The 23,973-nt window shown below is 61.3% G+C and carries 21 protein-coding genes; 13 read left to right on the top strand and 8 right to left on the bottom strand.

Features of this window, described 5'->3' with window-relative positions; genetic code table 11:
• The first annotated feature begins 40 nt into the window (after window positions 1–40).
• Together B7O88_RS13100 and B7O88_RS13095 are read left to right on the top strand one after the other, a co-directional pair.
• Window positions 41–322, top strand: a complete 282-nt coding sequence (locus B7O88_RS13100) for a TfoX/Sxy family protein (RefSeq protein ID WP_088276438.1) — start codon at window positions 41–43, stop codon at window positions 320–322.
• 173 nt (window positions 323–495) lie between these two features.
• Window positions 496–1,293, top strand: coding sequence for a cyclic nucleotide-binding domain-containing protein (locus B7O88_RS13095; protein ID WP_088276437.1), 798 nt, complete (start codon window positions 496–498; stop codon window positions 1,291–1,293).
• A 219-nt stretch (window positions 1,294–1,512) separates the two neighbouring features.
• Here the strand turns inward: B7O88_RS13095 and B7O88_RS13090 are convergent, their stop codons facing one another.
• Genes B7O88_RS13090 through B7O88_RS13080 form a run of 3 tightly spaced genes read right to left on the bottom strand, consistent with a single transcriptional unit; the run spans window position 1,513 to window position 7,228 of the window.
• Complete coding sequence (locus B7O88_RS13090; protein WP_088276435.1) at window positions 1,513–2,934, bottom strand: efflux transporter outer membrane subunit; 1,422 nt, start codon at window positions 2,932–2,934, stop codon at window positions 1,513–1,515.
• The gene (locus B7O88_RS13085) at window positions 2,931–6,065 is read right to left on the bottom strand and encodes an efflux RND transporter permease subunit (RefSeq protein ID WP_088276434.1); all 3,135 of its coding nucleotides are present in this window, start codon (window positions 6,063–6,065) and stop codon (window positions 2,931–2,933) included. Before B7O88_RS13085 ends, B7O88_RS13090 begins: the two co-directional genes overlap by 4 nt.
• Before the next feature lie 11 nt (window positions 6,066–6,076).
• Window positions 6,077–7,228 (bottom strand): efflux RND transporter periplasmic adaptor subunit, encoded by a 1,152-nt coding sequence (locus tag B7O88_RS13080; RefSeq protein WP_088276433.1) that lies wholly within the window; start codon window positions 7,226–7,228, stop codon window positions 6,077–6,079.
• A 192-nt stretch (window positions 7,229–7,420) separates the two neighbouring features.
• Here B7O88_RS13080 and B7O88_RS13075 point away from each other — a divergent pair, with 192 nt between their 5' ends.
• A complete protein-coding gene (locus B7O88_RS13075) occupies window positions 7,421–8,062 on the top strand; it encodes a TetR family transcriptional regulator (protein WP_088276432.1) in 642 nt (213 codons plus the stop codon).
• Here B7O88_RS13075 and B7O88_RS13070 read toward each other — a convergent pair.
• Genes B7O88_RS13070 through B7O88_RS13060 form a run of 3 tightly spaced genes read right to left on the bottom strand, consistent with a single transcriptional unit; the run spans window position 8,059 to window position 10,722 of the window.
• Window positions 8,059–8,937 carry a ChaN family lipoprotein gene (locus B7O88_RS13070; RefSeq protein ID WP_088276430.1) on the bottom strand — a complete coding sequence of 293 codons (879 nt, stop codon included), beginning with the start codon at window positions 8,935–8,937 and terminating at the stop codon, window positions 8,059–8,061. The genes B7O88_RS13075 and B7O88_RS13070 overlap by 4 nt on opposite strands.
• A 7-nt stretch (window positions 8,938–8,944) precedes the next feature.
• A complete protein-coding gene (locus B7O88_RS13065) occupies window positions 8,945–9,709 on the bottom strand; it encodes a heme ABC transporter ATP-binding protein (protein WP_088276429.1) in 765 nt (254 codons plus the stop codon).
• On the bottom strand, window positions 9,709–10,722 hold the full coding sequence (locus B7O88_RS13060) for a FecCD family ABC transporter permease (RefSeq protein ID WP_412779075.1): 1,014 nt from the start codon (window positions 10,720–10,722) through the stop codon (window positions 9,709–9,711). The genes B7O88_RS13065 and B7O88_RS13060 overlap by 1 nt, the downstream gene beginning before the upstream one ends.
• 161 nt (window positions 10,723–10,883) lie before the next feature.
• Between B7O88_RS13060 and B7O88_RS13055 the strand changes: the two genes are divergently transcribed.
• Window positions 10,884–11,234, top strand: coding sequence for a Rieske (2Fe-2S) protein (locus tag B7O88_RS13055; RefSeq protein WP_088276427.1), 351 nt, complete (start codon window positions 10,884–10,886; stop codon window positions 11,232–11,234).
• Here the strand turns inward: B7O88_RS13055 and sfsA are convergent.
• Window positions 11,229–11,936 carry a DNA/RNA nuclease SfsA gene (sfsA, locus tag B7O88_RS13050; protein ID WP_088276454.1) on the bottom strand — a complete coding sequence of 236 codons (708 nt, stop codon included), beginning with the start codon at window positions 11,934–11,936 and terminating at the stop codon, window positions 11,229–11,231. The two genes, B7O88_RS13055 and sfsA, sit on opposite strands and share 6 nt — an antisense overlap.
• A complete protein-coding gene (locus tag B7O88_RS13045; protein WP_088276425.1) occupies window positions 11,936–13,117 on the bottom strand; it encodes a pyridoxal phosphate-dependent aminotransferase in 1,182 nt (393 codons plus the stop codon). Before B7O88_RS13045 ends, sfsA begins: the two co-directional genes overlap by 1 nt.
• 218 nt (window positions 13,118–13,335) lie before the next feature.
• Between B7O88_RS13045 and dksA the strand changes: the two genes are divergently transcribed.
• From dksA to panC, 9 genes are all read left to right on the top strand, one after another.
• The gene (gene dksA, locus B7O88_RS13040) at window positions 13,336–13,779 is read left to right on the top strand and encodes an RNA polymerase-binding protein DksA (protein ID WP_088276424.1); all 444 of its coding nucleotides are present in this window, start codon (window positions 13,336–13,338) and stop codon (window positions 13,777–13,779) included.
• 53 nt (window positions 13,780–13,832) lie between these two features.
• Window positions 13,833–14,723, top strand: coding sequence for a tRNA glutamyl-Q(34) synthetase GluQRS (gene gluQRS / locus B7O88_RS13035; protein ID WP_088276453.1), 891 nt, complete (start codon window positions 13,833–13,835; stop codon window positions 14,721–14,723).
• A gap of 90 nt (window positions 14,724–14,813) precedes the next feature.
• On the top strand, window positions 14,814–14,990 hold the full coding sequence (locus tag B7O88_RS13030) for a hypothetical protein (RefSeq protein WP_088276423.1): 177 nt from the start codon (window positions 14,814–14,816) through the stop codon (window positions 14,988–14,990).
• Entirely contained in the window at window positions 14,974–17,925 is a 2,952-nt protein-coding gene (locus B7O88_RS13025; RefSeq protein WP_088276422.1) for a sensor histidine kinase, read from the top strand. The genes B7O88_RS13030 and B7O88_RS13025 overlap by 17 nt, the downstream gene beginning before the upstream one ends.
• Window positions 17,926–17,959: 34 nt before the next feature.
• The gene (locus tag B7O88_RS13020; RefSeq protein ID WP_088276421.1) at window positions 17,960–19,387 is read left to right on the top strand and encodes a sigma-54-dependent transcriptional regulator; all 1,428 of its coding nucleotides are present in this window, start codon (window positions 17,960–17,962) and stop codon (window positions 19,385–19,387) included.
• An 836-nt stretch (window positions 19,388–20,223) separates the two neighbouring features.
• On the top strand, window positions 20,224–21,594 hold the full coding sequence (locus B7O88_RS13015) for a polynucleotide adenylyltransferase PcnB (protein ID WP_088276420.1): 1,371 nt from the start codon (window positions 20,224–20,226) through the stop codon (window positions 21,592–21,594).
• Window positions 21,594–22,124, top strand: a complete 531-nt coding sequence (gene folK / locus B7O88_RS13010) for a 2-amino-4-hydroxy-6-hydroxymethyldihydropteridine diphosphokinase (protein ID WP_088276418.1) — start codon at window positions 21,594–21,596, stop codon at window positions 22,122–22,124. Before B7O88_RS13015 ends, folK begins: the two co-directional genes overlap by 1 nt.
• A gap of 144 nt (window positions 22,125–22,268) precedes the next feature.
• Window positions 22,269–23,063: a 3-methyl-2-oxobutanoate hydroxymethyltransferase gene (panB, locus tag B7O88_RS13005; protein ID WP_088276417.1), complete on the top strand. Its 795-nt coding sequence runs from the start codon at window positions 22,269–22,271 to the stop codon at window positions 23,061–23,063.
• A gap of 4 nt (window positions 23,064–23,067) precedes the next feature.
• The gene (gene panC, locus B7O88_RS13000) at window positions 23,068–23,919 is read left to right on the top strand and encodes a pantoate--beta-alanine ligase (protein ID WP_088276416.1); all 852 of its coding nucleotides are present in this window, start codon (window positions 23,068–23,070) and stop codon (window positions 23,917–23,919) included.
• Window positions 23,920–23,973: the final 54 nt, after the last annotated feature.

Here is a 23,973-nt window from a genome sequence, read left to right as displayed (position 1 = left end):
AGCACCCCAGAATCGCAACGATCCACGCGGGAGTGCCCCTATGGATACCGATGAACTGCTGGGCCTGCGCAACCTTGGAAAAACCTCGGCGCAATGGCTGCACGCCTCCGGCATCCACAGCCTTGATCAGCTCCGCCAGCTGGGGCCGGTAGAAGCCTACCGCGCCGTTCGCACGCGCGGCTTCAATGCCTCCAAAGCGCTGATGTTCTCAATCGCCGGCGCCCTGCAAAACGTGCACTGGAATGAACTTGATCCGGCATACAAGCACCAGTTGCTCGAGCAGCTTGAGGGCAGAACAGGCAGCGACACCGGCGAGGATTAAGCGACCTGGCTCACACTGGCACCGCGATGATCTTGCCCGTGCACCGGCAGCCTTTTATGTTGACGTAATGCAACCTGACTGCGCTAATGTAACGCTATCCTGCAGCGTCGGCGCCCCCGTCCGACCCCGTGACTCCGACGGCGTATCAGGGCAACAACAAAAGGAATTCAGCCATGTATCTGATAGGCGATCAGCCACCCTACGCCGAGAAGCTCATTGCCTCGCTTCAACGCATACCGGAACTTCTGCTTGAGGGGCTTGAGCCCTGCGGTGAACCGATTGAACTGGGTGCAGTGGACAACCTTTACGATCACGTCAGCGGAGCTCAGCTATATCTGCTCAAAAGCGGTCTGCTGCACGCACTGATAGATGGGAAGCCGTTGTTCTATATCCAGGAGGGTGACCTCATCGGCTTGCGTCAGGGCCTGAACGCGGCGCCCTGCACCTATCTGAGCGAAGAATCGCTGACTCTGATTCCCTACGACCGCGAAGCCCTGTTCAGGCACATTCATACTGACAGCCGCCGTCAGGAGCAGTTCACCCAGTACGTGCTGGGTCAGGCCGCACTGATGTCGGATGCACTGGCACACACCAAGCAACCCGAAGTCAGGCCGGTCACCGGGTTCCAGCACTTTGCCCCGGGAGCAGAGCTGATTCGCCAGGGAGATGAGGCTGATCACGTGTTCATCATCACCGAGGGTCACGCCGAAGCCTTCGTTCAGGGCATCAAGGTCGGTGACGTACAGAAAGATGAAATTTTCGGTGCCATGGCCCTGTTCACCCGCGAAAAGCGCTCCGCCACCGTGATTGCCAGCGTGCCGACCACCGTCATGATGATTCCCAAGGAACAGTTCCTCGCACTGATGCAGAGCAATCCACGCATCGCGCACAGCCTGATTGAAAGCATGGCCCGACGCATCGACCTGATGAACAAGGAACTGACACACTACAAGCAACAAGCGCAGAAATAATTCTCACTTGGGCTTGACACTCAAATGATAACGTTTATCATTAGCAACAAGTCATCGCGAGATGGCTGTGATAACAGGATTGTCGCGAGACAAACGGTTATCTCCTCATCAGGCTAATCACGGATTTCGCCCGCTCACTGAGCGGGCTTTTTTTTGCTTTCTGCACACAAAAAACGCCGTCCAGCCCAGGCTGAACGGCGCTTCAGACACGCTGCAAGCCTAGCCTTCCGTATTGGCAGCCTGCGTGGCCCGGGTCTCGGCAAAGTCACCACCGCCCAGCGCCTTATACAGACTGATCTCGCTAAGCAGTTGACTCAGTCGATCAGCAATCACGCTCTGCCGGGCTTCAAACAGCTGACGCTGGGCGTCCAGCAACGTGAGATAGCTGTCGACACCAATGTTGTAACGTCGATCCGCCAAGCGGAAATACTCCTCCGACGCCTCCAGCAGCGCGCGCCGGGCAGCCACCTGGTCTACATAGGTTTGCCGCGCCTGCAGCCCGTCGGCAACCTCGCGGAACGCACTCTGAATGACGCCTTCATAGCGGGCAACCTGCTGATTACGGCTGATCTCGGCATAATCCAGACTGGCTTTCAGGGCACCCGCGCGAAAAATCGGTACGCTGATGCTCGGCGAGAATGTCCAGTACTCGGACCCGCTTCCAAACAGACCCGACAGCTCATTACTGGCTGTGCCGGCGGCGCCAGTCAGGCTGATACGGGGGAAGAATGCCGCCTTGGCAGCACCGATACTGGCATTGACCGCCAGTAACTGGTACTCGGCCTGCAGCACATCAGGACGGTTGTATAGCACCTCGGAGGACAGCCCCACCGGCAACGCAGCAAGCACCGGCTCGTCCAGCAGCAGCGGATTGCCTGCTGTTACTGACCACGGCTGCCCAACCAGCACGGTCAGGGCATTACGATCCTGCGCGACCTGACGCTGATAGCGAGCCAGCACCGCCCGGGCCGACTCGACCGCCGTCCTGGCCTGAGCCAGTTCCAGACTCGACGCCACGCCAACCTCGTTGCTGCGCTTGGTCAACGCGTAGCTGTCTTCGTAAGTTTTCAGAGTCTCTGCGGTAACATCCAGCAGCGCCTGATCGGCCTGCAGCGTCAGGTAGGTGCTGGCAACCTCGGCAACCAGACTGATCTGCACGCCACGGCGGGCCTCGTCACTGGCCAGGAAGGTCTGCAGCGCCTGCTCTCGCAGACTGCCGATGCGTCCGAACAAGTCCAGCTCCCAGGATAACCCCAGGGTTGCCGAGTACTGGGAATTGATTGAGCGCTGCTCGCCTCCGGACAGATCCTGCGGCATTCGGGTACGCGTGCCGCTGCCGTTGGCATCAAGCTGCGGATAGCGCTCGGCACCCTGAATGTCGTAAAGCGCGCGATTGGCTTGCACGTTCAAGGCCGCAACCCTCAGGTCGCGGTTGTTCTCCAGTGCCAGACCTATCAGATGCTGCAACTGCGGGTCCTTGAAGAACCCGCGCCAGCCAACGAGCGGGGTCTGCTCCATCCCCTGCTCGACACCTTCACTCCAGTTGAGCGGCACCGGAGGTGCGGGACGCTCATATTCCGGTATCAATGAACAGCCGCTCAGAGCAGCCAGGACCGCAAGGCTCAATACGCCGCGTTTCACTGTGCGTCCTCCGCTGTGTCAGTCTTGCCCTTGCGTTCGGTGAACCACTGAGTCACCAGGACATAAAACAGTGGCACCCAGAAAATCGCCAGCACAGTAGCGGTGATCATGCCGCCAATCACACCGGTACCGATCGCATGCGAACTACCGGCACCGGCACCGGAGGCCAGCGCCAGCGGCACAACCCCCAAGGTAAAGGCCAGCGAGGTCATGATGATCGGGCGCAGGCGCAGGCGGCAGGCTTCAACCGCTGCTTCGCCGATACTCATGCCCTGCTCATGCAGATCCTTGGCAAATTCGACAATCAGAATCGCGTTCTTGGCCGTCAAACCGATGGTCGTCAACAGGCCGACCTGAAAGAACACGTCGTTCGAAAGGCCGCGGCCAAGTGTTGCCAACAAGGCACCGATAACACCAAGCGGAACGACCAGCATGACTGCCAGCGGGATTGACCAGCTCTCGTAGAGCGCGGCCAGACAGAGGAACACGACAATCAGCGACAGCGCATACAGCGCCGGCGCCTGATCACCGGACAACCGCTCCTCGAACGACAGGCCGGTCCAGGACAGACCGATCCCCTTGGGCAACTGCTGCCCGAGGCGCTCAATTTCAGCCATCGCATCACCGGTACTGTAGCCAGGACCAGGTTCACCCTGTATTTCCATCGCCGGCACGCCGTTGTAGCGCGACAGCTTCGGTGAGCCATAGACCCACTCGCCGGTGGCAAAGGCACTGAACGGCACCATCTCGCCCTTGCTGTTGCGCACAAACCATTTCTGCAGGTCTTGCGGATTCATCCTTGAATCTGCCTGACCTTGCAGAAACACCTTTTTGACTCGGCCACGATCGATAAAGTCGTTCACGTAGCTGGAGCCCCAGGCGATCGACAGCGTCTGGTTAATATCGGCCAGCGACAATCCCAAAGCACTGGCCTTCTCATCGTCGATAATCAACTGGAACTGCGGCTGATCGTCCTGGCCATTGGGCCTTACATTGGCAAGTACCGGGTTCTGCGAGGCCATGCCGAGCAGTTGGTTGCGCGCCTGCATCAACACATCATGCCCCACACCCGCGTTATCCTGCAGGTAGACGTTGAAGCCTGACGCAGTCCCCAGTTCCATCACTGCCGGAGGCGCGAATGCAAAGACCATGGCATCACGGAACCCAGCAAAATACTGCTGTGCTCGCTGCTGCACAGCGAAGACGCTCAGGTCAGGATCATTGCGCTCTTCCCAAGGCTTGAGACCGATGAATGCCAGACCGGCATTCTGTCCGCGGCCGGCAAAATTGAAGCCGGTAACAGTGAACACGGAGCTGACCGAGTCCGATTCCTGCTCAAGCAAATACGTCCGCATCGCGTCGACGGTTTGCTGCGTGCGTTCGGCACTCGCGCCAACAGGAGCCTGAACCTGGGCAAACAGCACCCCCTGATCCTCACCAGGCAGGAAAGAGCTCGGCAAACGGGTAAACAGGAACGCCATCAGTGCAACAATTACCACATAGAGCAGCAAATAGGGCGTCTTGCGCTGCAGAATTGAGGCTACGCTACCCTCGTAACGCTTCACGCCGCGATCAAAGGTCCGATTGAACCAGCCGAAAAAGCCACGCTCTGCCTGGGTATGCCCCTTCTGCAGCGGTTTGAGAATCGTGGCGCACAGTGCCGGAGTAAAAATCAGCGCGACCAGCACCGACAGAATCATCGCCGATGCAATGGTGATCGAGAACTGGCGGTAGATCACACCGGTAGAGCCACCGAAGAATGCCATTGGCAGAAACACCGCAGACAGCACCAGACCAATGCCCACCAGCGCGCCCTGAATCTGCCCCATCGAACGACGCGTTGCCTCCAGCGGCGACAGCCCCTCTTCGGCCATGACTCGCTCGACGTTTTCAACCACCACGATGGCATCATCCACCAGCAGACCAATCGCCAGCACCATGGCAAACATGGTCAGGATGTTGATGGTGAAACCAAATGCCGCCAGCAGACCAAAGGTCCCGAGCAGCACCACCGGCACAGCCAGGGTTGGAATCAGCGTCGCCCGGAAGTTCTGCAGGAACAGATACATCACCAGGAACACGAGCACTACCGCTTCGAACAGGGTTTTGACAACCCCCAGAATCGACTCGGACACTACCGGCGACGTGTCGTAAGGAAACTCGACTTTCATCCCCTCGGGGAAAAAGGGCTCCAGATCGGACAGTGTCTTGCGAATGGCCTTGGCAGTCTCCAGCGCGTTGGCGCCGGTCGCCAGCTTGATCGCCAGGCCGGATGCCGGCATACCGTTGTAGAGCGCCGTAATATCGGCATTCTGTGCACCCAGTTCGACGGAGGCAACATCACCTAGCCGCACCTGTGAGCCGTCACTGTTGACCTTGAGCAGAATGTCGCGGAACTGCTCCGGAGTCTGCAGGCGCGTCTTGCTCAGGATAGTTGCATTCAACTGCTGACCGGGGACCGCAGGCAGGCCACCAAATTGACCCGCCGACACCTGCACGTTCTGGGCCTTGATTGCCGTGCTGACATCACCCGGCATCAGGTTGAAGCTGTTCAGCTTTGCGGGATCAAGCCAGATGCGCATGGCGTAGGGCGCGCCAAACACCTGAAAATCGCCGACGCCCTCGGTGCGCGAGATCGGGTCCTGAATGTTGGAGACGATATAGTCCGCCAAGTCGACACGGTCCATGCTGCCGTCTTCAGATACCACGGCGACGACCATCAGGAAGTTGCGCACCGCCTTGGTCACGCGAATACCCTGCTGCTGAACTTCCTGCGGCAACAGAGGCGTGGCCAGCTGCAGCTTGTTCTGCACTTGCACCTGAGCGATGTCCGGATCAATGCCCTGGTTGAAGGTCACGGTAATCGACATGCTGCCGTCGGAGTTACTCTCCGACGAGATATAACGCAAACCGTCGATGCCGTTAAGCTGCTGTTCGATGACCTGTACGACAGTATCCTGCACGGTCTGCGCAGAGGCCCCCGGGTAGGACACGGAAATACCGACCGCCGGAGGTGCGATGCTCGGATACTGGTTGATCGGCAGCTTGAGGATGGCAAGCCCACCAACCAGCATGATGACCAGTGCGACTACCCAGGCAAAGATCGGGCGGTCGATAAAAAATCTCGACATGATTCGCTTCCTTACTGATCAGCGTCAGGCTGAGCAGCGCTATCCTGTTGCTCGGCGACATTGCCGGCCGGCTTGACTGTTACCGGAGCTCCCGGGCGGATGTATTGCAGGCCTTCGGTAATCAGTTGATCGCCCTCGCCCAGGCCCGATGCGATCAGCCAGCGATTGCCCACTGTGCGATCGGTCACCACCTCGCGCTGCTCGACCTTGCCCTCGGCATTGACCACCATCGCAACGGCAGTGCCGCGCGGTGTGCGCGTAATACCCTGCTGCGGCGCCAGAATCGCATCACTCTTGGCGCCAGCAACCAGGTTCGCGTGCACAAACATGCCAGGCAGCAGCAGCCGATCGGGGTTGGGGAATACCGCGCGCAGGATGACCGAACCGGTACCTTCGTCAACACTGACCTCGGAAAACTCCAGCTTGCCCTCCTGGGCGTAGCGACTGCCGTCTTCAAGTGTCAGCGTCACGGTGGCAGCATTATCGCCTGCGCGCTGCAGACGGCCGGCCTCCAGATCACGACGCAGATCCAGCATCTCGCGCGAAGACTGGGTAATGTCCACATAAATGGGATCAAGCTGCTGGATGGTTGCCAGCGGCTGGGCCTGGCCACTGGTGACCAGCGCCCCCTCGCTGACCGCTGAGCGGCCGATCCGACCGTCAATGGGTGCCAGCACGCGGGTGTACCGCACATTGATACGCGCCTCATCAAGCGCAGCCTGGGCCTGCAGGCTGGCAGCCCGGGCTTCATCGAACGCCTGCTGACTGACCGCATTCTCCTTCACCAGAATGCCGTAGCGCTCGGCCAGAGAACGGGTCGAGATACTGCTTGCCTCGGCACTCTTCAGCGCGGCCTGATAAACATCGTCGTCGATCTGATAAAGCTGCTGGCCGGCCTTGACTTCAGCGCCTTCATCAAACAGACGTTTCTCCAGGATGCCGTTCACCTGAGGACGCACTTCGGCAACTCGGTATGCAGTGGTTCGACCGGGAAGAGTATTGGTCAGCAGGAAGCGTTCGGCCTTGAGCGTGACCACGCCAACCTCTGGCACCTGCTGTTGTTGCTGCTGCCCGCCCTGTTGTTCGGCGTCCTGGCAGGCGCTGATCAGCAACAGGGATGCAAGAAGCGGGAAGAGAGCAGCGCGCGCTGGCTTCATCGGCATGGTGAATCCTCGTGAAAAACCGTTATGTCTGATTAGGCGCATGCCCCTTGGGTCCCGTTAGGGGCATCACTGATTGGCGCACAATATACTTACATTCACACCTGTCTGTAAATTGTTTTGGTCTTACGATAACATTCGCTCACAACTTGGCCACCATGGCCCCCCGCTCCCTGTTTTCCGCTCGAGACTTGCATGGCCAGACGCACAAAAGAAGAAGCCTTTGAAACCCGCGAAAGCATCCTCGACGCCGCCGAGCAGTGCTTCCACAAAAAAGGTGTTTCACGCACCTCCCTGAGTGATATCGCCCAGGCTGCCGGCGTGACCCGGGGAGCGATCTATTGGCATTTCCAGGATAAGGCAGACCTGCTGGAGGCCCTGTTCCAGCGCATTCAGCTGCCACTGGCATCGCTCAACCAGGCAGCCCGCGATGCCAGCGCCCCGAATCCGCTGGAGCGCTTTCGCGAGCTCCTGGTGACCGTGCTCAAGCGCCTGGAGTCAGACCCGTCATCGCGCCGGGTGAACGAGATTCTGTTGCTCAAATGCGACTACATCGACGAGCCCTGCACGCAGAAAAAACACCTGCAGACCATGAACCGGCACCATGATGACAACCTGCGCACATCCTTGATGCTGGCCATTGCCAGCGGCGAGCTACCCGCTGATCTGGATATCGATATGGCCCTGTTCTGTGCTCACTCGTTCATTTACGGCGTACTGCATCAATGGCTGATGCAGCCGCAGCAGCTCAGCCTGGTAGAGCGGGCAGATGACATCGCGGCCACGCTGCTGGACATGCTGCGCAGCAGCCCGCATCTGCGCAGCCGCAGCGTCTAGCTCTCAGCCGCCGCTCGCATCCCCGCACAGTGGTCCTGCTCAGGCAATCCCGGAGCCAGCCAGACGAAGTCCGCCTGCTCCGGGCCGGGCAACGGGCTACCCGCTTCCGATAGCAACACGACCACCGGCGCAGCCCCCCATTGGGCATCCCAATGCAGCGGGATGCCGAGGTCACGGCGCCCGTGATACGCCCCGGCAATCAGCAGCGCCGGCACCGGGGCTGTCGCCAATGCCTGCCCCATGCGCAGATCGCGCGCCTGCTGAATGCGCAGCATGGGAGCAACCTGCGACGCATCAATAAGGTCACAGTGACTGGCAATAATGATGCGCTCCAGCTCGGCGCGGGCGGAGGCAGGGTAGCCAGATACATCGGAGGACGGATCGCGATAGAACACCATCAACTCGTCACGATCCAGATTCGCCGTCAGCAGCCGTTCCGGCACAACCAGCCCCCAACGCACCAGCGGGCCATACAACGCCCAATCCCAACCCGGCTGCCACTGCAGCTGTTCAGCCAGCATCGGGTCAGCCGGCAGCGGCTTACCCTGCAAGGCGTCGACCTGCGGCTGCTGGCTGGATTGCAGCATTTCCATCACCAGTGCACCCTGTGGTCGCTGCGCCTGCAGCTGTTCCAGCAACCAGAGCTGGAGCCGGTGATGATCAGGATGATCATGTCGCTCGCCGAGAATGACCCGCGGCTCATCCAGCAACGCGTCGACCAACTGCTGCGGATCAAGCCAGCGCTGGGCATGGGTGTCCCACACCTGTCCCAGATGCGGATCATCAAGACCATCGGTTGCCTGCCAGGCAGGCAGCGGCGCAGCCAGCGCCAAGGCCGCCCCGAAAAGACCGGCGATCAGAATCAGTACGTTCATTGCCACCTCACAGAATAACCAGCGGGCAGTCGTGCTGCGGATGCCGCTGAACCTGCACCGCAACGCCGAACACCCTTTCAATATGGTCGGCCTGCAACACCTGCCAGGGCGTACCCAATGCATCCAGCCTGCCCTCGTGCAGCAGCAGAACACGATCGGCAAACGCCGCAGCCAGATTCAGATCGTGCAGCACGACCAGCACACTCAAGCCCCGGGAAGCCATCGCACGGGCCTGTTGCATGATCAGTCGCTGATGCGCCAGGTCGAGCGAGGCGGTTGGCTCATCCAGCAGCAGACAGCCACCCTCGCCAACCTCCCAGACCTGCGCCAGCACGCGGGCCAGATGAACCCGCTGACGCTCACCGCCAGATAGCGTCAGATAGCTGCGCTGCGACAGGTGCGTCACATCGGCTGCCGCCATCGCATCGGCACAAATAGCCCGGTCCTGCTGCAACCCAGTGGCGTGCGGCATACGGCCCAGCGCCACGACCTCCTCCACGCGAAACGGAAAGACCAGCTCCGATTGCTGGGGCAATACGGCCAGCCGGCGAGCCCGCTCACCTGCCGTCCACTCATCAAGGTTCCTGCCTGCCAACTGCACTCGCCCGGCATCTACCGCAAGCGCGCCACACAGCGCCGCGAGCAAGGTACTTTTGCCGGCGCCGTTGGTGCCCAGCACCGCGATGACCTCCCCTGCGCACAGATCGAATGTCAGGTGGCGCAGTACCTGTCGCCCACCGCGACTGCAACCCAGCTGTTCGACACTGAGCATCAGAAACCACCCTGGCGACGCACGCGCATCAGCAGTGACAAAAAGAACGGCGCCCCCAGCAGCGCGGTAATGATCCCCAGGGGCAGTTCCGCTGGAGCGAGGAGCAATCGGGCAGTCACATCCGACAGCAGCAGCAATGCCGACCCCAGCAGCATCGAGGCCGGCAGCAGCCAGCGATGATCCGGCCCCAGCACCAGCCTGACCAGATGCGGCACCACCAGCCCGACAAAGCCAATCAGTCCGCAGGCGGCCACACAGGCGCCCACACCCAACGCCGTCAACAGCACCAGTTCACGCTTGACCCGCTCGACTTCAACGCCGAGATGGCGGGCCTCCGACTCACCCAGCAGCAGGGCGTTCAATGCTGGCGCCAGCCGGGGCAGGCGCCACCAGATGGGCAGGCAGCACAGCAACAGCAGCCCGACTCTCGGATAGTCGGCAGCGGCCAAACTGCCCATATTCCAGAACGTCAGCGTACGCAGCATGCCATCATCAGCCAGGTAGCTGAGCAAGCCAACCAGTGCACCACTGATGGCTGTGATGGCGATACCCGCCAGCAACATGCTGGCTACCGAGGTGCCCTGCACCGACTGGCCGAGACGGTACACCAGTGCCGTGCAGGCCAGTCCGCCAACAAACGCCCCGGGCACCGTCAGATAGGGCTGCCAGTCGGCGCCGAGCGGGCCAACCAGCAACGAACCCAGCACGATTACCAGTGCCGCGCCGAGCGCCGCACCACTGGAGATACCAATCAGGCCGGGATCGGCCAGCGGATTGCGAAACAGCCCCTGCATGGCCGCACCGGTGAGCGCCAGGGTGGCGCCGGCAACCACGCCCATCAGCATGCGCGGCAGACGAATCTGTTCGATGATCAGTTGCTGATCGGCCGGCACTGCGGTGCCGGCAAAGCGCCAGAACAGCGCACGCAGCGTGTCGGACGGCGCAATACTGACCGGGCCGAGCGCCAGCGACAGCAGACAGGCAACCAGCAGAAACGCCAGCAACCCCATCATTACCAGTCTTTTGTAGCGCGGCTGCAGCACCATGTCGTATTCCTGTTACCGATCGGTGGCGCGGACGCCAACCTTGAAAGGACTGCCAGCATACCGGGGGACGCTGTCAGCGTCATGACCACGACTGGCTTTGTAACGAGCATCGCAGGATAATCCGCCCCATGTCAGACCACGACTTTCTGCCCAAGCCTCTGTGCCACCTTGATGAACTGCCCCTGCGCGGCAGCAAGGGCGTTCTCTATCAGGGGCAATCACTGTTCCTGGTACGCCAGGGTGAGCACGTCTATCTCTACGAAAACCGCTGCCCGCATCGCGGTATCAGCCTGGAATGGGTACCCGACCAGTTCCTAGACAGCTCAGGAAGACTGATCCAGTGCGCCACTCATGGCGCCCTGTTCCTGCCGGAAAACGGTGAATGCGTTGCCGGCCCCTGCGCTGGACAGTCACTGCGCCAGTTGCGCTGCCACGTCAGCAACGGGCACGTCTGGCTGGACGACGAACAGCCGTCATAACACGACCGGCAACGCGCCACGTACCTGCATTCCATTCGGCTGCGGCCAGACCGACCAGGCCAGCACCTCTACCCCGGCTGCCGCCGCCTCGCGCAACAACCGCCCATACTCCGCATCGATCTCGTCCGCCGGCCGAACCTGTTCGATGCCCGAATGCATCACGCAGAACAGCAGACAGGCACGGCGTCCGCCCTGCACCACCTCGATCAGTTCGCGCAGATGCTTCTGACCCCGGGCACTGACCGCATCCGGAAACGCCCCCACAACCTTCCCCAGAGCCAGGGTTACGCTTTTCACCTCAACCACACACTCCGCCCTGCCGCCGCCGGAGAGCAGAAAGTCAAAGCGGCTGGAGCCCTCGGGCAGCCGCACCTCAGCGCGCACCTCCGGATAGCCGGCCAGGGGCGTGATCAGCCCCTGCTGCAACGCCTGAGCAACCACTCGGTTGGCCCGCGCACTGTGGATGCACGCCACCTGGCCAGAGCCGATCTCGACCAGCTCCCAGGTACCCGGCAGCTTGCGCCCGGGCTTGTAATCCAGACTCACCCAGACCCGGTCGCCGGGCTGACCGCAGTTGCGCATCGAACCGGTATTGGGGCAATGCACCGTGATTTCCTGGCCGTCCGGCAGCCGAATATCGGCCAGAAAGCGCTTGTAACGGCGCAGTAGCGTCGCCTCGCGCAGCGGCGTTTCAAACGGAATCAGCACTCGGGCGACCAACTGTTCAGCGCCCGCGAAAGTCGCTCAACTGCCTGCTCCAGGCGCTCCAGCGAGGTGGTGTAGGCCAGCCTGAGATGCTGCGCGGCACGGTGATGACCGAAATCCAGCCCTGGCGTCAGGGCGACGAACTCGCGCTCGATTACATGCTGGCAGAATCCGGCACTGTCACCCCCCAGCCCCTGCATGTCGGCATATAAATAGAAGGCACCCTGCGGGGTAACCGGTACCTTGAAGCCGAGGTCGCGAATGGCCGGAAGCAGAAAGTCACGGCGCACCTGAAAGGCACGACGGCGAATCTCGCAGATTTCCCGACTTTCCTCGCCAAAGGCCGCAAGGGCCGCCTGCTGCGCCATATGCGGCGCGCAGATGTAGAGATTCTGCGCCAGCTTTTCCAGCTCAGGCACCGCCGCCTCGGGCGCGACCAGCCAGCCAAGGCGCCAGCCGGTCATGCCGAAATACTTGGAGAAGCTGTTGAGCACAAATGCATCATCAGCCACCTCCAGCACCGACGGCGCATCCAGCCCGTAGGTCAGTCCGTGATAAATCTCGTCGACAATAAGCTCTGCCCCAAGGCGCCGACAGGTCGCCGACAGCGCAGCCAGCTCCTGGCGCGACAACAGGGTGCCGGTTGGATTGGCCGGCGACGCCGCCAGCACGGCGACGCAATCGGCATCCCAGTGCTGCTCGACCAGCTCGGGCGTCAGTTGATAGTTGGTTTCCGGCCCGGTCGGCACCAGCACCGCGCGCCCCTCAACCAGGCGCAGAAAATGCCGGTTGCAGGGGTAGGCCGGATCGGCCATCAGCACCTTGCGGCCGGGTTCGACCAGCAATGCGCTGACCAGCAGTAGCGCTGCCGACCCACCGGGGGTAACCACGATCCGAGCGGGGTCCACGTCCAACCCGTGACGCTGAAGGTAGAGGCCCGCAATGGCCTCGCGCAGCGCCGGCAGCCCGAGTGCCGGCGTATATCCGGTACAACCGTCAGCCAGCGCCTGCTGACCGGCACGAACAATGGGTTCAGGGGTAGTGAAATCGGGCTCGCCAATTTCCATATGAATGACATCACGCCCATGGGCCTCAAGCGCACGGGCGCGTGCCAAAACGGCCATGACGTGAAACGGTTGAATTTCCTGAACCCGTCCGGCCCAGCGCTGCTGCGACATAGAAACATCCCGAGATGGCGACAAAAACGCCGATGATACCCTGTCAGAGCCCGACTGGCAGCGGCTTGCAGGCCTGCGTCTGCCTTCTGGCGGCAAACAGTAGCGCAGGCCATCAGCTTCTGGTAGCTTTGCCCGCTTGCAGGCTTTAGGCCGAAGCACGTCAGGTTGAGTGGGTGAGACCTGAAACAGGAAGATAGAGCAACAAGTGAGGGGTCCTCATGCCCAGCAATGCCAAACAGAAAACATCAATGTTGATCCGTGGCTTCGTCCCCTATCAGGAAAAGAAGGGTGAGGAGTACATGAACGAGCAACAGCTCGCGCATTTCGCCAACATTCTCAACACCTGGAAACAGGAACTGATGGAAGAAGTCGATCGTACCGTGCATCACATGCAGGACGAGGCGGCCAACTTCCCCGATCCCGCCGACAGGGCCAGTCAGGAAGAGGAATTCAGCCTGGAACTGCGGACCCGTGATCGCGAGCGCAAGCTGATCAAGAAGATCGACCAGACGCTGCAGCGCATCGAAGAAGATGACTACGGTTTCTGTGACTCCTGTGGTGTCGAAATCGGCATTCGTCGTCTTGAGGCACGCCCCACAGCGACGCTTTGCATCGACTGCAAGACCCTGGCCGAAATCAAGGAAAAGCAGGTCGGCAGCTGAGTCGACCCGCCGCATTGCAGGCTGCCCGGCAGCCTGCAATTGCCTTACCCAGCATGACCTCTCCCTACATCGGGCGCTTCGCCCCCACCCCCAGCGGCCTCTTGCACTTCGGCTCTCTGGTCGCGGCACTGGCCAGCTACCTCGATGCCCGTCACGCAGGCGGTCAATGGCTGATTCGCATCGAAGATCTCGATCAGGCGCGCAGCCAGCCCGACGCCGAAACCCAGATACTGCAGGCACTTGACGACTTTGGCCTGGAGCACGACGGGCAGATAGTGCGTCAGAGCGAGCGGCTGGACCTGTATCGCGCACAGATCAAGCGCTGGCTGGATAAAGGGCTGGCGTACTACTGCGACTGCCCGCGCAAAACATTACTGCAGCACGGCCCAGTCTATCCCGGCACCTGCGCTGGGCGCCGGCTGCAGGCAGCCGCCGATCACGCAGTACGGGTACGGGTCAACGATACCCCGATAACCTGTGTCGATCGCCTTCAGCCACCGCTGACACAGAATCTGGCCAGAGAGCTAGGCGATTTCATTATCCGCCGGCGCGACGGAGTGTACGCCTACCAACTGGCCGTCGTGCTGGACGACATTGATCAGGGTGTAACAGATGTCGTGCGTGGCGCCGACCTGCTGGATTCAACACCGAGACAGATCTGGCTGTATCAGCTGCTCGGTCAGACGCCACCACGCTATCTGCACGTACCACTGATCATGCGCCCCGACGGCGAGAAGCTGAGCAAGCGACTGGGCTCGGCCCCGCTGCAGCGCACGCAAGCGCCAGCATCGCTCTGGCGGGCCCTGCGCGCCCTGGCCCAGCCGGTACCCGAGACACTGCGCGGCGCCCCCGTCGCCGAGCTGCTGCAGTGGGGCATCGCCCACTGGCAACCCGGCCGTCTGCCCGCCACAAAACACATCCTTGAGGCCGGCCTGCCGAGTTGATTGCTTGGCAAGCCGTGGCGCGCTGATTACCATCACCGACTGAACCGCGACGCCCCTCCTTCGGGGAGTTGCCCCAACCGACGGATACCCATGTATATCTACCGACTGGTACTGCTGCTGGTCATCGGCATCTACCTGTTCTCGCCGGCCATCATGGACTGGTGGATAGAACCGCAGGGTGCCTGGTACCGACCCTATGTGCTGTGGCTGATCCTGATCGTCGCCGGCATGCTGCTACAGAGTCCCCGAGATGCCGATGAGCTTTGATCTCAGCCAGTTGCTGTTGATCAGCATTGTCTACCTGATCCTCCTGTTTGGCGTGGCCTGGGCCACCGAAAATGGTCGCGTGCCGCGCGCCGTGCTGCGCCATCCCGCGGTCTACACCCTGTCACTGGGAGTCTACGCCAGCGCCTGGGCGTTCTACGGAACAGTAGGACTGGCCTATCAGTACGGTTACGGCTTTCTAACCTACTACCTCGGTGTCTGCGGCGCCTTTCTGCTGGCACCGGTGCTGCTCAACCCGATCCTGAGGATTACCCGCACCTACCAGCTGTCTTCACTGGCCGACCTGTTTGCCTTCCGCTTTCGCAGCACCTGGGCTGGGACCCTGACCACCATATTCATGCTGGTCGGCGTACTGCCGTTGCTGGCACTGCAAATACAGGCGGTGGCCGACTCGGTGCAGATCCTGACTCAGGAATCTGGCCAGGGGTCGGTTGCACTCGGGTTCTGCGTGCTGATCATCCTGTTCGCCATCCTGTTCGGAGCCCGCCATATCTCGGCACGCGAGAAACACGAAGGGCTGGTCATGGCGATTGCCTTCGAGTCACTGGTCAAACTGGTCGCTATCGGCGCCATCGGTTTGTATGCGCTCTATGTTGTATTCGACGGTCCGCAGGGACTGCAGCTCTGGCTGGATACCAATCAGGAGGCCCTCAGCACGCTGCATACACCGCTGCAGGAAGGTCCCTGGCGTACCCTGCTGCTGGTGTTCTTCTCGGCTGCATTCGTCATGCCGCACATGTATCACATGGCCTTTACCGAAAACCTCAATCCGCGCGCCCTCAGCACAGCCAGCTGGGGTCTGCCGCTGTTCCTGCTGCTGATGAGCCTGGCAGTCCCGCCGATCCTCTGGGCAGGCCTGCATCTGGGTGTACGCACCAATCCGGAATACTACTCACTGGGCCTGGGCGTGGCCGGTGGATCCGAGTGGCTCTCGCTGCTGGCCTTTGTCGGCGGTCTGTCGGCGGCCAGCGGCCTGATCATCGTCATCACCCTGGCACTGTCGGGCATGGTGCTCAATCATCTGGTGCTGCCGCTCTACCAGCCCAGCGCCGACAACAACATCTACCGCTGGCTGCTGTGGACCCGCCGCACGCTGATTGCCGCCATCATCATGGCCGGCTACGGCTTCTACCGCCTGCTCGGCGCCGAACAGGACCTGGCCAACCTCGGTATTGCCTCGTTTGTCGCCACCGTACAGTTTCTGCCGGGGACCCTGTCAGTGCTGTACTGGCCACAAGCCAACCGCCGCGGCTTCATCGGCGGCGTCATTGCCGGCATGCTGGTGTGGGCCGTCACCCTGCTGCTGCCACTGGTTACCGAGCTGCACGGCATCACCCTGTTCGGGCTGACCCTGTCATTCAATGCCGACACCTGGCACCTGGCCGCGATCTCCTCGCTGGCTGTCAACGTCGTGGTGCTGGCGCTCGTCTCGCTATTTACCCAACGCTCGGTTGAGGAGCAGAGTGCTGCCGAGGCCTGCTCGGTCGACAACGTCAGTCGCCCCCAACGGATGCAGCTGATGGCGTCCTCGCCGCAGGAGTTTGCCCAGCAACTGGCCAAGCCGCTCGGCAACAAGACCGCCCAGCACGAGGTCGAGCAGGCGTTGCGAGACCTAAAGCTGCCATTTGACGAGCGCCGCCCCTATGCCCTGCGCCGCCTGCGCGACCGGCTGGAAGCCAACCTGTCGGGCCTGATGGGTCCCTCGGTGGCCCAGGACATCATCGAGACCTTCCTGCCGTTCAAGATGGGCCGCGACGGCTATATGACCGAGGACATCCATTTCATCGAAAACCGGCTGGAGGACTACCACAGCCGCCTGACCGGACTGGCCGCCGAACTCGACGCCCTGCGACGCTATCACCGCCAGACGCTGCAGCACCTGCCGATGGGCGTCTGCTCGCTGGCCCAGGACAATGAAATCCTGATGTGGAACCACGCCATGCAGGCGCTGACCGGCATCGACGCCGACAGCGTCATCGGCTCGCGCCTGAGCAGCCTGCCCGGCCCCTGGCGAGACCTATTCGAGCGATTCGTCGAAGACCAGGCCTCGCACCTGTACAAGCAGAAACTGGCAGTCAATGGCCATACCCAGTGGCTCAGCCTGCACAAGGCTGCGATCGACGAGCCCGGCTATGTTGGCGGTAGCGGCCTGGTACTGCTGGTCGAGGACCAGACCGAAACCCAGATGCTGGAAGAGGAGCTGATGCATTCCGAGCGTCTGGCCTCAATCGGTCGTCTGGCTGCTGGCGTTGCCCACGAAATCGGTAACCCGATCACCGGCATCGCCTGTCTGGCGCAAAACCTGCGCGACGAATCGGAACAATCGGAATCACGCGAAGCCGCCGAACAGATCCTCGACCAGACTCGCCGGGTCTCCCGGATCGTGCAGTCACTGGTCAACTTCGCCCACGTTGGCAGCCGCCACCAGAACCCCAACGAGCCGGTCGATCTGGCGGCCTGCACCAACGAGGCGATTCACCTGCTGTCGCTCAACCGCAGGGGGCCGGAGGTCAAGTATGTTAACCTGTGCCGACCCGAACACATGGTAGCCGGTGACGCCCAGCGCCTGGTTCAGGTCCTTATCAACCTGCTGGGTAACGCACGGGACGCCAGCACTGATGGCGACAGCATCACCATCGCCACCCAGGAAAACGAACACCAGGTACTGCTGCAAGTAGAGGATCAGGGCAGCGGCATCGACAAGGACATCATGGATCGGCTGTTCGAGCCGTTCTTCACCACCAAGGACCCAGGGACAGGTACCGGGCTCGGATTGGCACTGGTCTACTCCATTGTCGAAGAGCATTATGGTCAGATAACCATCGACAGCCCGGTCGACCAGACAACCCGGCGCGGCACTCGCTTCACCATTACCCTGCCGCGCTATAGCATGAGCGGTAACGGCGTCCCTGCCTGATGCTGCAACAGGCGCCGTCACCTGTGAGGTAACTATGTCAGACATTCTGGTTGTTGAAGACGAAGCCATCATCCGTACGGCATTGAAACGGTTGCTGGAGCGCCACCACTACCAGGTAGAGGAGGCCGGCTCGGTCAGCGAGGCCGTCGAGCGACACGATCTCGACCGTTTCAAGCTGATCATCAGCGACCTGCGCCTGCCGGGCGAGCCCGGCACCGAACTCATCCGCCGTGCGCCGAACACGCCCGTGCTGATCATGACCAGCTACGCCAGCCTGCGCTCGGCGGTCGACTCGATGAAGCTCGGCGCTGTCGACTACATCGCCAAGCCGTTCGATCATGACGAAATGGTTGAAACCGTGCAGCGCATTATTGCCGCCGGCGACCAGCGCAAGCAGCAGAGCGGCGCGACTCCGACGCCAGAGCCGGCGCCCAAGGCCACCACGGCCAGCACCGATGGTGGTGGCCAGGATATGGGTATCATCGGCGCCTGTGACGCCATGCAGACTCTTTTCAAGCGCATTCGCAAGGTCGCGCCAACCGACTCGACCGTACTGATTCAGGGTGAGTCCGGTACCGGCAAGGAGCTGGTTGCCCGGGCCATGCATGAACAATCCCAGCGCGCCAAGGCACCGCTGATTTCGGTCAACTGCGCTGCCATTCCGGAAACCCTGATCGAGTCTGAACTGTTCGGCCATGAGAAGGGCTCCTTTACCGGCGCCACCAGCAACCGTACCGGCCTGGTCGAGGCGGCCGACGGCGGCACCCTGTTCCTTGACGAGATCGGCGAGTTGCCACTGGAGGCTCAGGCGCGATTACTGCGGGTGCTGCAGGAAGGAGAGATTCGCAGGGTCGGCTCGGTGCAATCGCACAAGGTTGATGTGCGTCTGGTGGCCGCCACCCACCGCGACCTCAAGACCATGGCGCGACAAGGTCTGTTCCGTGAGGACCTGTATTACCGCCTGAACGTGATCGAGTTGCGCCTGCCGCCACTGCGCGAGCGCGGCCGGGACGTGATGCTGATCGCCGAGGCGCTACTGCAGCGCGCGGCACGCAACATGAATATGGAAGGTCTGCACTTCAGCAGGGACGCAGAGCGCGCAATCCTCGCCTACAGCTGGCCGGGCAACGTGCGCGAGCTGGAGAACGCAATCGAACGTTCGGCCATTCTCTGTGATCACGAGGAAATTACTGCCGACCTGCTGGGCATTGAGCTGGATGCCGAGATCGAGCGTGCTTCCGAGGCCGCCAACGCCCTGCAAACCATGCAGAACGAAGTAACCCCCGGGCAGGAGCCGGCCGAGGACCTGTCGCTGGAGGACTACTTCCAGCACTTTGTACTGGAGCACCAGGACCACATGACCGAAACCCAGCTGGCCCACAAGCTCGGCATCAGCCGCAAGTGTCTGTGGGAGCGCCGGCAGCGCCTGGGTATTCCGCGCAAGAAAACCGCCAGTACCTGATTTGCCCTCCCTGCAAGGCTGCCGGCAACGTGCAGCCTTCCCCTCTGGCTCTATCCATCCCTGCTCAGTACCGTCCTTAGCCCGCCAATGTGTTACCTGTTACCGGGAAAGTTCCCGCAAAACTGTTACCGCACCCCCACACAGAGGTAACACTTTAGTCCAATTGGAGGTAACACCTAGGGGTAACACAGAGTAGGAAAAGACAGAAAAATCGCAAGTCATTGATTTCAAACAACTTTAAAAAGTTGGCACGCGGAATGCTTTATATCTGGCACAACAACAATAAAAACCAAAACACATAACAAAAATAACATTCGACTCCACACACAATAAAAACAAGACGTGAGAGACGCAGCAAACTGATTTTTTTGGAGAATAGCAGTCGATTTGCGAACAGGATGTTCGGTTGGACAGAGAAGAACAAAAGTTGCTCAAGCAACCCACCGTCCAAAGCCAGCAGCAGGCCACTTCGAACCTAAGCTTCCAAAGCAATCCGTTTGTTTTGGACAACCCGAGATGGGTCAGTCGCAAAGCGGTGACTACCGCTTCAAACAAACAAGAAGAACAGCTCTGATAAAAACAATAATAAAAAACCATTAGGGGGAGTTAACCACTCCCCTTGAGCTTTCCCCCCCTCCTGATTCTCCATTGCCCATCCCCCTGATTTCTTACCTTTCCCGACAATTCAGGCTAGAATGCACGTCAATCGCGGCCAACAGGCTGCATGCGCGTCCGGCCCAACCGCCTGTTGCGCGCCCCATTCACCAGCGCTACCGTGCAGGTCAACAGGCAGAGCAACCGCTCACGCTGATCGGCAGCCGGAACAACCAGCCCCTATGATTCGAAAGCTGTTGCAGAAAATACCCTCTCCCTTCGGCCACCCTCAGCGCCGCCGAACTACGCCGAGCATTATCCCCGCCAGCCAGCATTCGCTACGCCGTGAGCGCTTGAGCAGGCACGCGGTCAGCGTGGTTGAACGGCTGCAGCAGGCAGGCTATCAGGCCTTTCTGGTGGGTGGCTGTGTGCGTGACCTGCTGCTCGATATCACCCCGAAGGACTTTGACGTCGCCACCAGCGCCACCCCCGAACAGGTCCGCGCAACGTTCCGCAACGCGCGTCTGATTGGCCGCCGCTTCAAGCTGGTCCACGTGCATTTCGGGCGGGAGATCATTGAAGTCGCGACCTTCCGCGCCAATCACGAAGCAGAGGCCTCGGAGGAGCAGTCCCGCCAGAGCGAATCGGGCCGACTGTTGCGCGACAACGTGTACGGTACCTTTGAACAGGACGCCCAACGCCGCGACTTCACGATCAACGCGCTCTACTTCGACGTAACCAGTGGCCAGATCCACGACTTTGCCAACGGCGTGCATGATATTCGCAACCGCCTGATCCGTCTTATCGGTCAACCGGAACAGCGCTACCAGGAAGACCCGGTGCGCATGCTGCGCGCCGTGCGCTTTGCGGCCAAGCTGAACTTCGACATCGAGCAACATACCGCAGCGCCCATCGAGTCGATGGCACCACTGCTGCACGACATTCCCGCAGCGCGCCTGTTCGATGAAAGTCTAAAGCTGCTGATGAGCGGCCAGGGCCTGGCAACCTTTGACCTGTTGTATCAATACGATCTGGTAGCGCCGCTGTTTCCGGATACCGACGACGCTATCCTTGAACGCCCTGACTACACCCTGCAGCTGGTTCGCCAGGCCCTGCGCAACACCGACGAGCGCATCGCCCAGGACAAACCGGTTACCCCGGCGTTCCTGTTTGCAGCCCTGCTCTGGCCTGCCCTGCCCGGGCGGGTGAAGTATCTGGAGGAGCAGGGTATCCCGGCGATACCCGCCTACCAGCAGGCAGCCCACGAGCTGCTCGCCGAGCAATGCCGCCATACCGCGATTCCGAAGCGCTTCAGCATTCCCATGCGGGAAATCTGGGACATGCAGCCACGACTGGAGCGCCGCAGCGGACGCCGGGCAGACCAGATGCTGGAGCATCCGCGCTTCCGGGCGGCCTACGACTTCCTGCTGCTGCGCGAAGCTGCCGGCGAGGAAACCGACGGCCTTGGTCAATGGTGGACGCAATACCAGGACGCCAACCCCGAACAGCGCCGGCAGATGATTCGCGAGCTGGGTGACGGCAGCAAAAGCAGCGGTAAACGCGCTCGCTCGCGTCCGCGCAGAAACAAGCCGCGCAAGCCGCAGAGCAACTGATGCCGCGCAGCTATATTGCCCTGGGCAGCAACCAGGGCGACCCGGTTCAGCAGGTCCAGACCGCCTGCGACGCGCTGCGCGAGCTGCCCCGCAGCCAGCTTGTAGCCTGCTCATCGCTGTACCGCAGCGCGCCCATGGGGCCACAGGACCAGCCAAGCTACATCAACGCGGTGCTGGCGCTGGATACCGAGCTTGAGCCAGAGGCACTACTCGATAACCTGCAACGCATCGAGCTGGAGCACGGCCGGGTACGCAAGGCCGAGCGCTGGGGGCCGCGTACCCTGGACCTGGATATACTGCTGTTCGGTGACCAGCTCATCCGCACCGAGCGCCTGCAGATTCCGCACTATCACATGCATGCCCGCGCCTTCGTCCTCTACCCCCTGGCCGAGATAGCGCCCGCGCTGAGAATGCCTGACGGCACAGCGCTGGAAACGCTGCTGCAGAACTGCCCCCGCGGTGATCTGCAGGCATTGCCGTTTTTTATACAACAGCCTGGTGCGCAAACGGACTTGACACCCCCGGGCTGACACGTAGGATGCGATTCCGGTGACCAGCCAAGTGTTACCGAAATCCTGCCCGGCCAAGGCTATACTCTCGCCAGGACACCCGGCGCGAGAGCCAACCTCAACGGTGCCGAAGCGCCAAGTAACAGCCACACACTGGAATCAGTCATGCCTGACGTTACTCTGACCACGCTGAACAAACTCAAGCAAAGCGGCGAAAAGATCGTTTGTCTGACAGCCTACGACGCGACCTTCGCCCATGTCGAAAGTGAAGCCGGCGTCGAAGTTATCCTGATCGGCGACTCGCTGGGCATGGTCCTGCAGGGACACGACAGTACCCTGCCGGTCAGCGTCGCCGACATGGCGTACCACACCGCAGCCGTCAAGCGCGGCAACAAGGGCGCGCTGATCATGGCCGACCTGCCCTTCATGGCGTACGCCACCCTCGACCAGGCCCTGGCCAACAGCGCAGCGCTCATGCGCGCAGGCGCACACATGGTCAAGCTGGAGGGAGGTCGCTGGCTGGCAGACAGCATTACAGTACTGAGCCGCAACGGTATTCCGGTCTGCGCACACATGGGCCTGACACCACAGACAGTCAACGTGCTGGGCGGCTTCAAGGTGCAGGGTCGCGACGAAGCGCAGGCCCGCGCCATGGTCGAAGACGCCAAGGCACTGGAAGCGGCCGGTGCAGCCATGCTGCTGCTTGAGTGCGTGCCGCCGGCGCTGGCCAACGCGATTACTGCTGCGGTCAGTGTTCCGGTTATTGGCATCGGTGCCGGCAGTGGCACCGATGGCCAGGTACTGGTGGTCCACGACATGCTCGGACTGTCGCTCAGCGGACGCATGCCGCGCTTCGTGAAAAACTTCATGGCTGGCCAGCCCGACATCCCGTCGGCCATCCGCGCCTACGTCGAAGCGGTCAAAAAGGTCGAATTCCCAGCAGCCGAACACGAGTTCTGAGCCCATGAACACCCTGCATACCATTGCGCAAGTGCGCGCTGCGGTTAGTCGTGCCCGCCAGGAAGGCAAGCGAATCGGAATGGTTCCCACCATGGGTAACCTGCACGCTGGCCACATTGCTCTGGTCGAGAAGGCGCTGCAGCGCACCGACTACGTGGTCGTCAGCATTTTCGTCAACCCGATGCAGTTCGGGCCCGGTGAAGACCTGGACAGCTATCCGCGCACCCTGGCCGAAGATCAGAAAAGACTGCTGGAAGTAGGAGCACATCTGGTATTCGCCCCCAGCGCGAGCGAGATGTACCCCGAGGGCATGGACGGTCACACCCGGGTGAGCGTGCCGGTGGTTTCGGAAGGATTGTGCGGAGCCAGCCGCCCAGGCCACTTCGAGGGTGTGGCGACCGTTGTCAGCAAGCTGCTGAACATCGTCGGCCCCGATGTCGCCGTGTTTGGCCAGAAGGACTACCAGCAGCTCGCGGTCATTCGCAAGATGGCGCAGGACCTCTGTCTGCCGGTGAAGATCATGGGGCATCCGACCATCCGTGCCGAAGACGGCCTGGCGCTGTCCTCGCGCAATGGCTACCTGAACGCAGAGCAGCGCGCCGTTGCGCCGCTGCTGCAGCGGACCCTGCAGCAGATTGCAGCGCAGGTAACCTCGGGTCGTACCGACTATGCGCAGATCATCAACGAGGCCAGTCAGCAGCTGAGTGCCGCCGGCATGCGCCCGGACTATCTGGACCTGCGAGATGCCAGCAACCTGTCACAGGTAAACGATCAGACCCGCGATCTGGTGGTGCTGGCCGCCGCCTACCTCGGCACCACACGCCTGATCGACAACCTCGAATTCAGCCGCTCCTGAGCGGCTTTCCCCTCTCTTTTGCGGGCCGATGGCCCGCCGATTTGACGCCCGCCT

This window comes from Halopseudomonas aestusnigri, assembly GCF_002197985.1.
Taxonomy (GTDB): Bacteria; Pseudomonadota; Gammaproteobacteria; order Pseudomonadales; family Pseudomonadaceae; genus Halopseudomonas; species Halopseudomonas aestusnigri.
The sequence above is the reverse complement of the archived record's forward strand: the minus strand, read 5'-3'. Positions and strand labels throughout refer to the sequence as shown.

What these genes read in the sequence shown, in the direction of transcription:
- B7O88_RS13100 (WP_088276438.1), top strand. Translation starts at nt 41, where the DNA reads ATGGATACCGATGAACTGCTGGGCCTGCGCAACCTTGGAAAAACCTCG.
- B7O88_RS13095 (WP_088276437.1), top strand. Translation starts at nt 496, where the DNA reads ATGTATCTGATAGGCGATCAGCCACCCTACGCCGAGAAGCTCATTGCC.
- B7O88_RS13085 (WP_088276434.1), bottom strand. Translation starts at nt 6,065, where the DNA reads ATGTCGAGATTTTTTATCGACCGCCCGATCTTTGCCTGGGTAGTCGCA.
- B7O88_RS13080 (WP_088276433.1), bottom strand. Translation starts at nt 7,228, where the DNA reads ATGCCGATGAAGCCAGCGCGCGCTGCTCTCTTCCCGCTTCTTGCATCC.
- B7O88_RS13075 (WP_088276432.1), top strand. Translation starts at nt 7,421, where the DNA reads ATGGCCAGACGCACAAAAGAAGAAGCCTTTGAAACCCGCGAAAGCATC.
- B7O88_RS13070 (WP_088276430.1), bottom strand. Translation starts at nt 8,937, where the DNA reads ATGAACGTACTGATTCTGATCGCCGGTCTTTTCGGGGCGGCCTTGGCG.
- B7O88_RS13065 (WP_088276429.1), bottom strand. Translation starts at nt 9,709, where the DNA reads ATGCTCAGTGTCGAACAGCTGGGTTGCAGTCGCGGTGGGCGACAGGTA.
- B7O88_RS13060 (WP_412779075.1), bottom strand. Translation starts at nt 10,722, where the DNA reads ATGATGGGGTTGCTGGCGTTTCTGCTGGTTGCCTGTCTGCTGTCGCTG.
- B7O88_RS13055 (WP_088276427.1), top strand. Translation starts at nt 10,884, where the DNA reads ATGTCAGACCACGACTTTCTGCCCAAGCCTCTGTGCCACCTTGATGAA.
- B7O88_RS13045 (WP_088276425.1), bottom strand. Translation starts at nt 13,117, where the DNA reads ATGTCGCAGCAGCGCTGGGCCGGACGGGTTCAGGAAATTCAACCGTTT.
- dksA (WP_088276424.1), top strand. Translation starts at nt 13,336, where the DNA reads ATGCCCAGCAATGCCAAACAGAAAACATCAATGTTGATCCGTGGCTTC.
- gluQRS (WP_088276453.1), top strand. Translation starts at nt 13,833, where the DNA reads ATGACCTCTCCCTACATCGGGCGCTTCGCCCCCACCCCCAGCGGCCTC.
- B7O88_RS13030 (WP_088276423.1), top strand. Translation starts at nt 14,814, where the DNA reads ATGTATATCTACCGACTGGTACTGCTGCTGGTCATCGGCATCTACCTG.
- B7O88_RS13025 (WP_088276422.1), top strand. Translation starts at nt 14,974, where the DNA reads ATGCCGATGAGCTTTGATCTCAGCCAGTTGCTGTTGATCAGCATTGTC.
- B7O88_RS13020 (WP_088276421.1), top strand. Translation starts at nt 17,960, where the DNA reads ATGTCAGACATTCTGGTTGTTGAAGACGAAGCCATCATCCGTACGGCA.
- B7O88_RS13015 (WP_088276420.1), top strand. Translation starts at nt 20,224, where the DNA reads ATGATTCGAAAGCTGTTGCAGAAAATACCCTCTCCCTTCGGCCACCCT.
- folK (WP_088276418.1), top strand. Translation starts at nt 21,594, where the DNA reads ATGCCGCGCAGCTATATTGCCCTGGGCAGCAACCAGGGCGACCCGGTT.
- panB (WP_088276417.1), top strand. Translation starts at nt 22,269, where the DNA reads ATGCCTGACGTTACTCTGACCACGCTGAACAAACTCAAGCAAAGCGGC.
- panC (WP_088276416.1), top strand. Translation starts at nt 23,068, where the DNA reads ATGAACACCCTGCATACCATTGCGCAAGTGCGCGCTGCGGTTAGTCGT.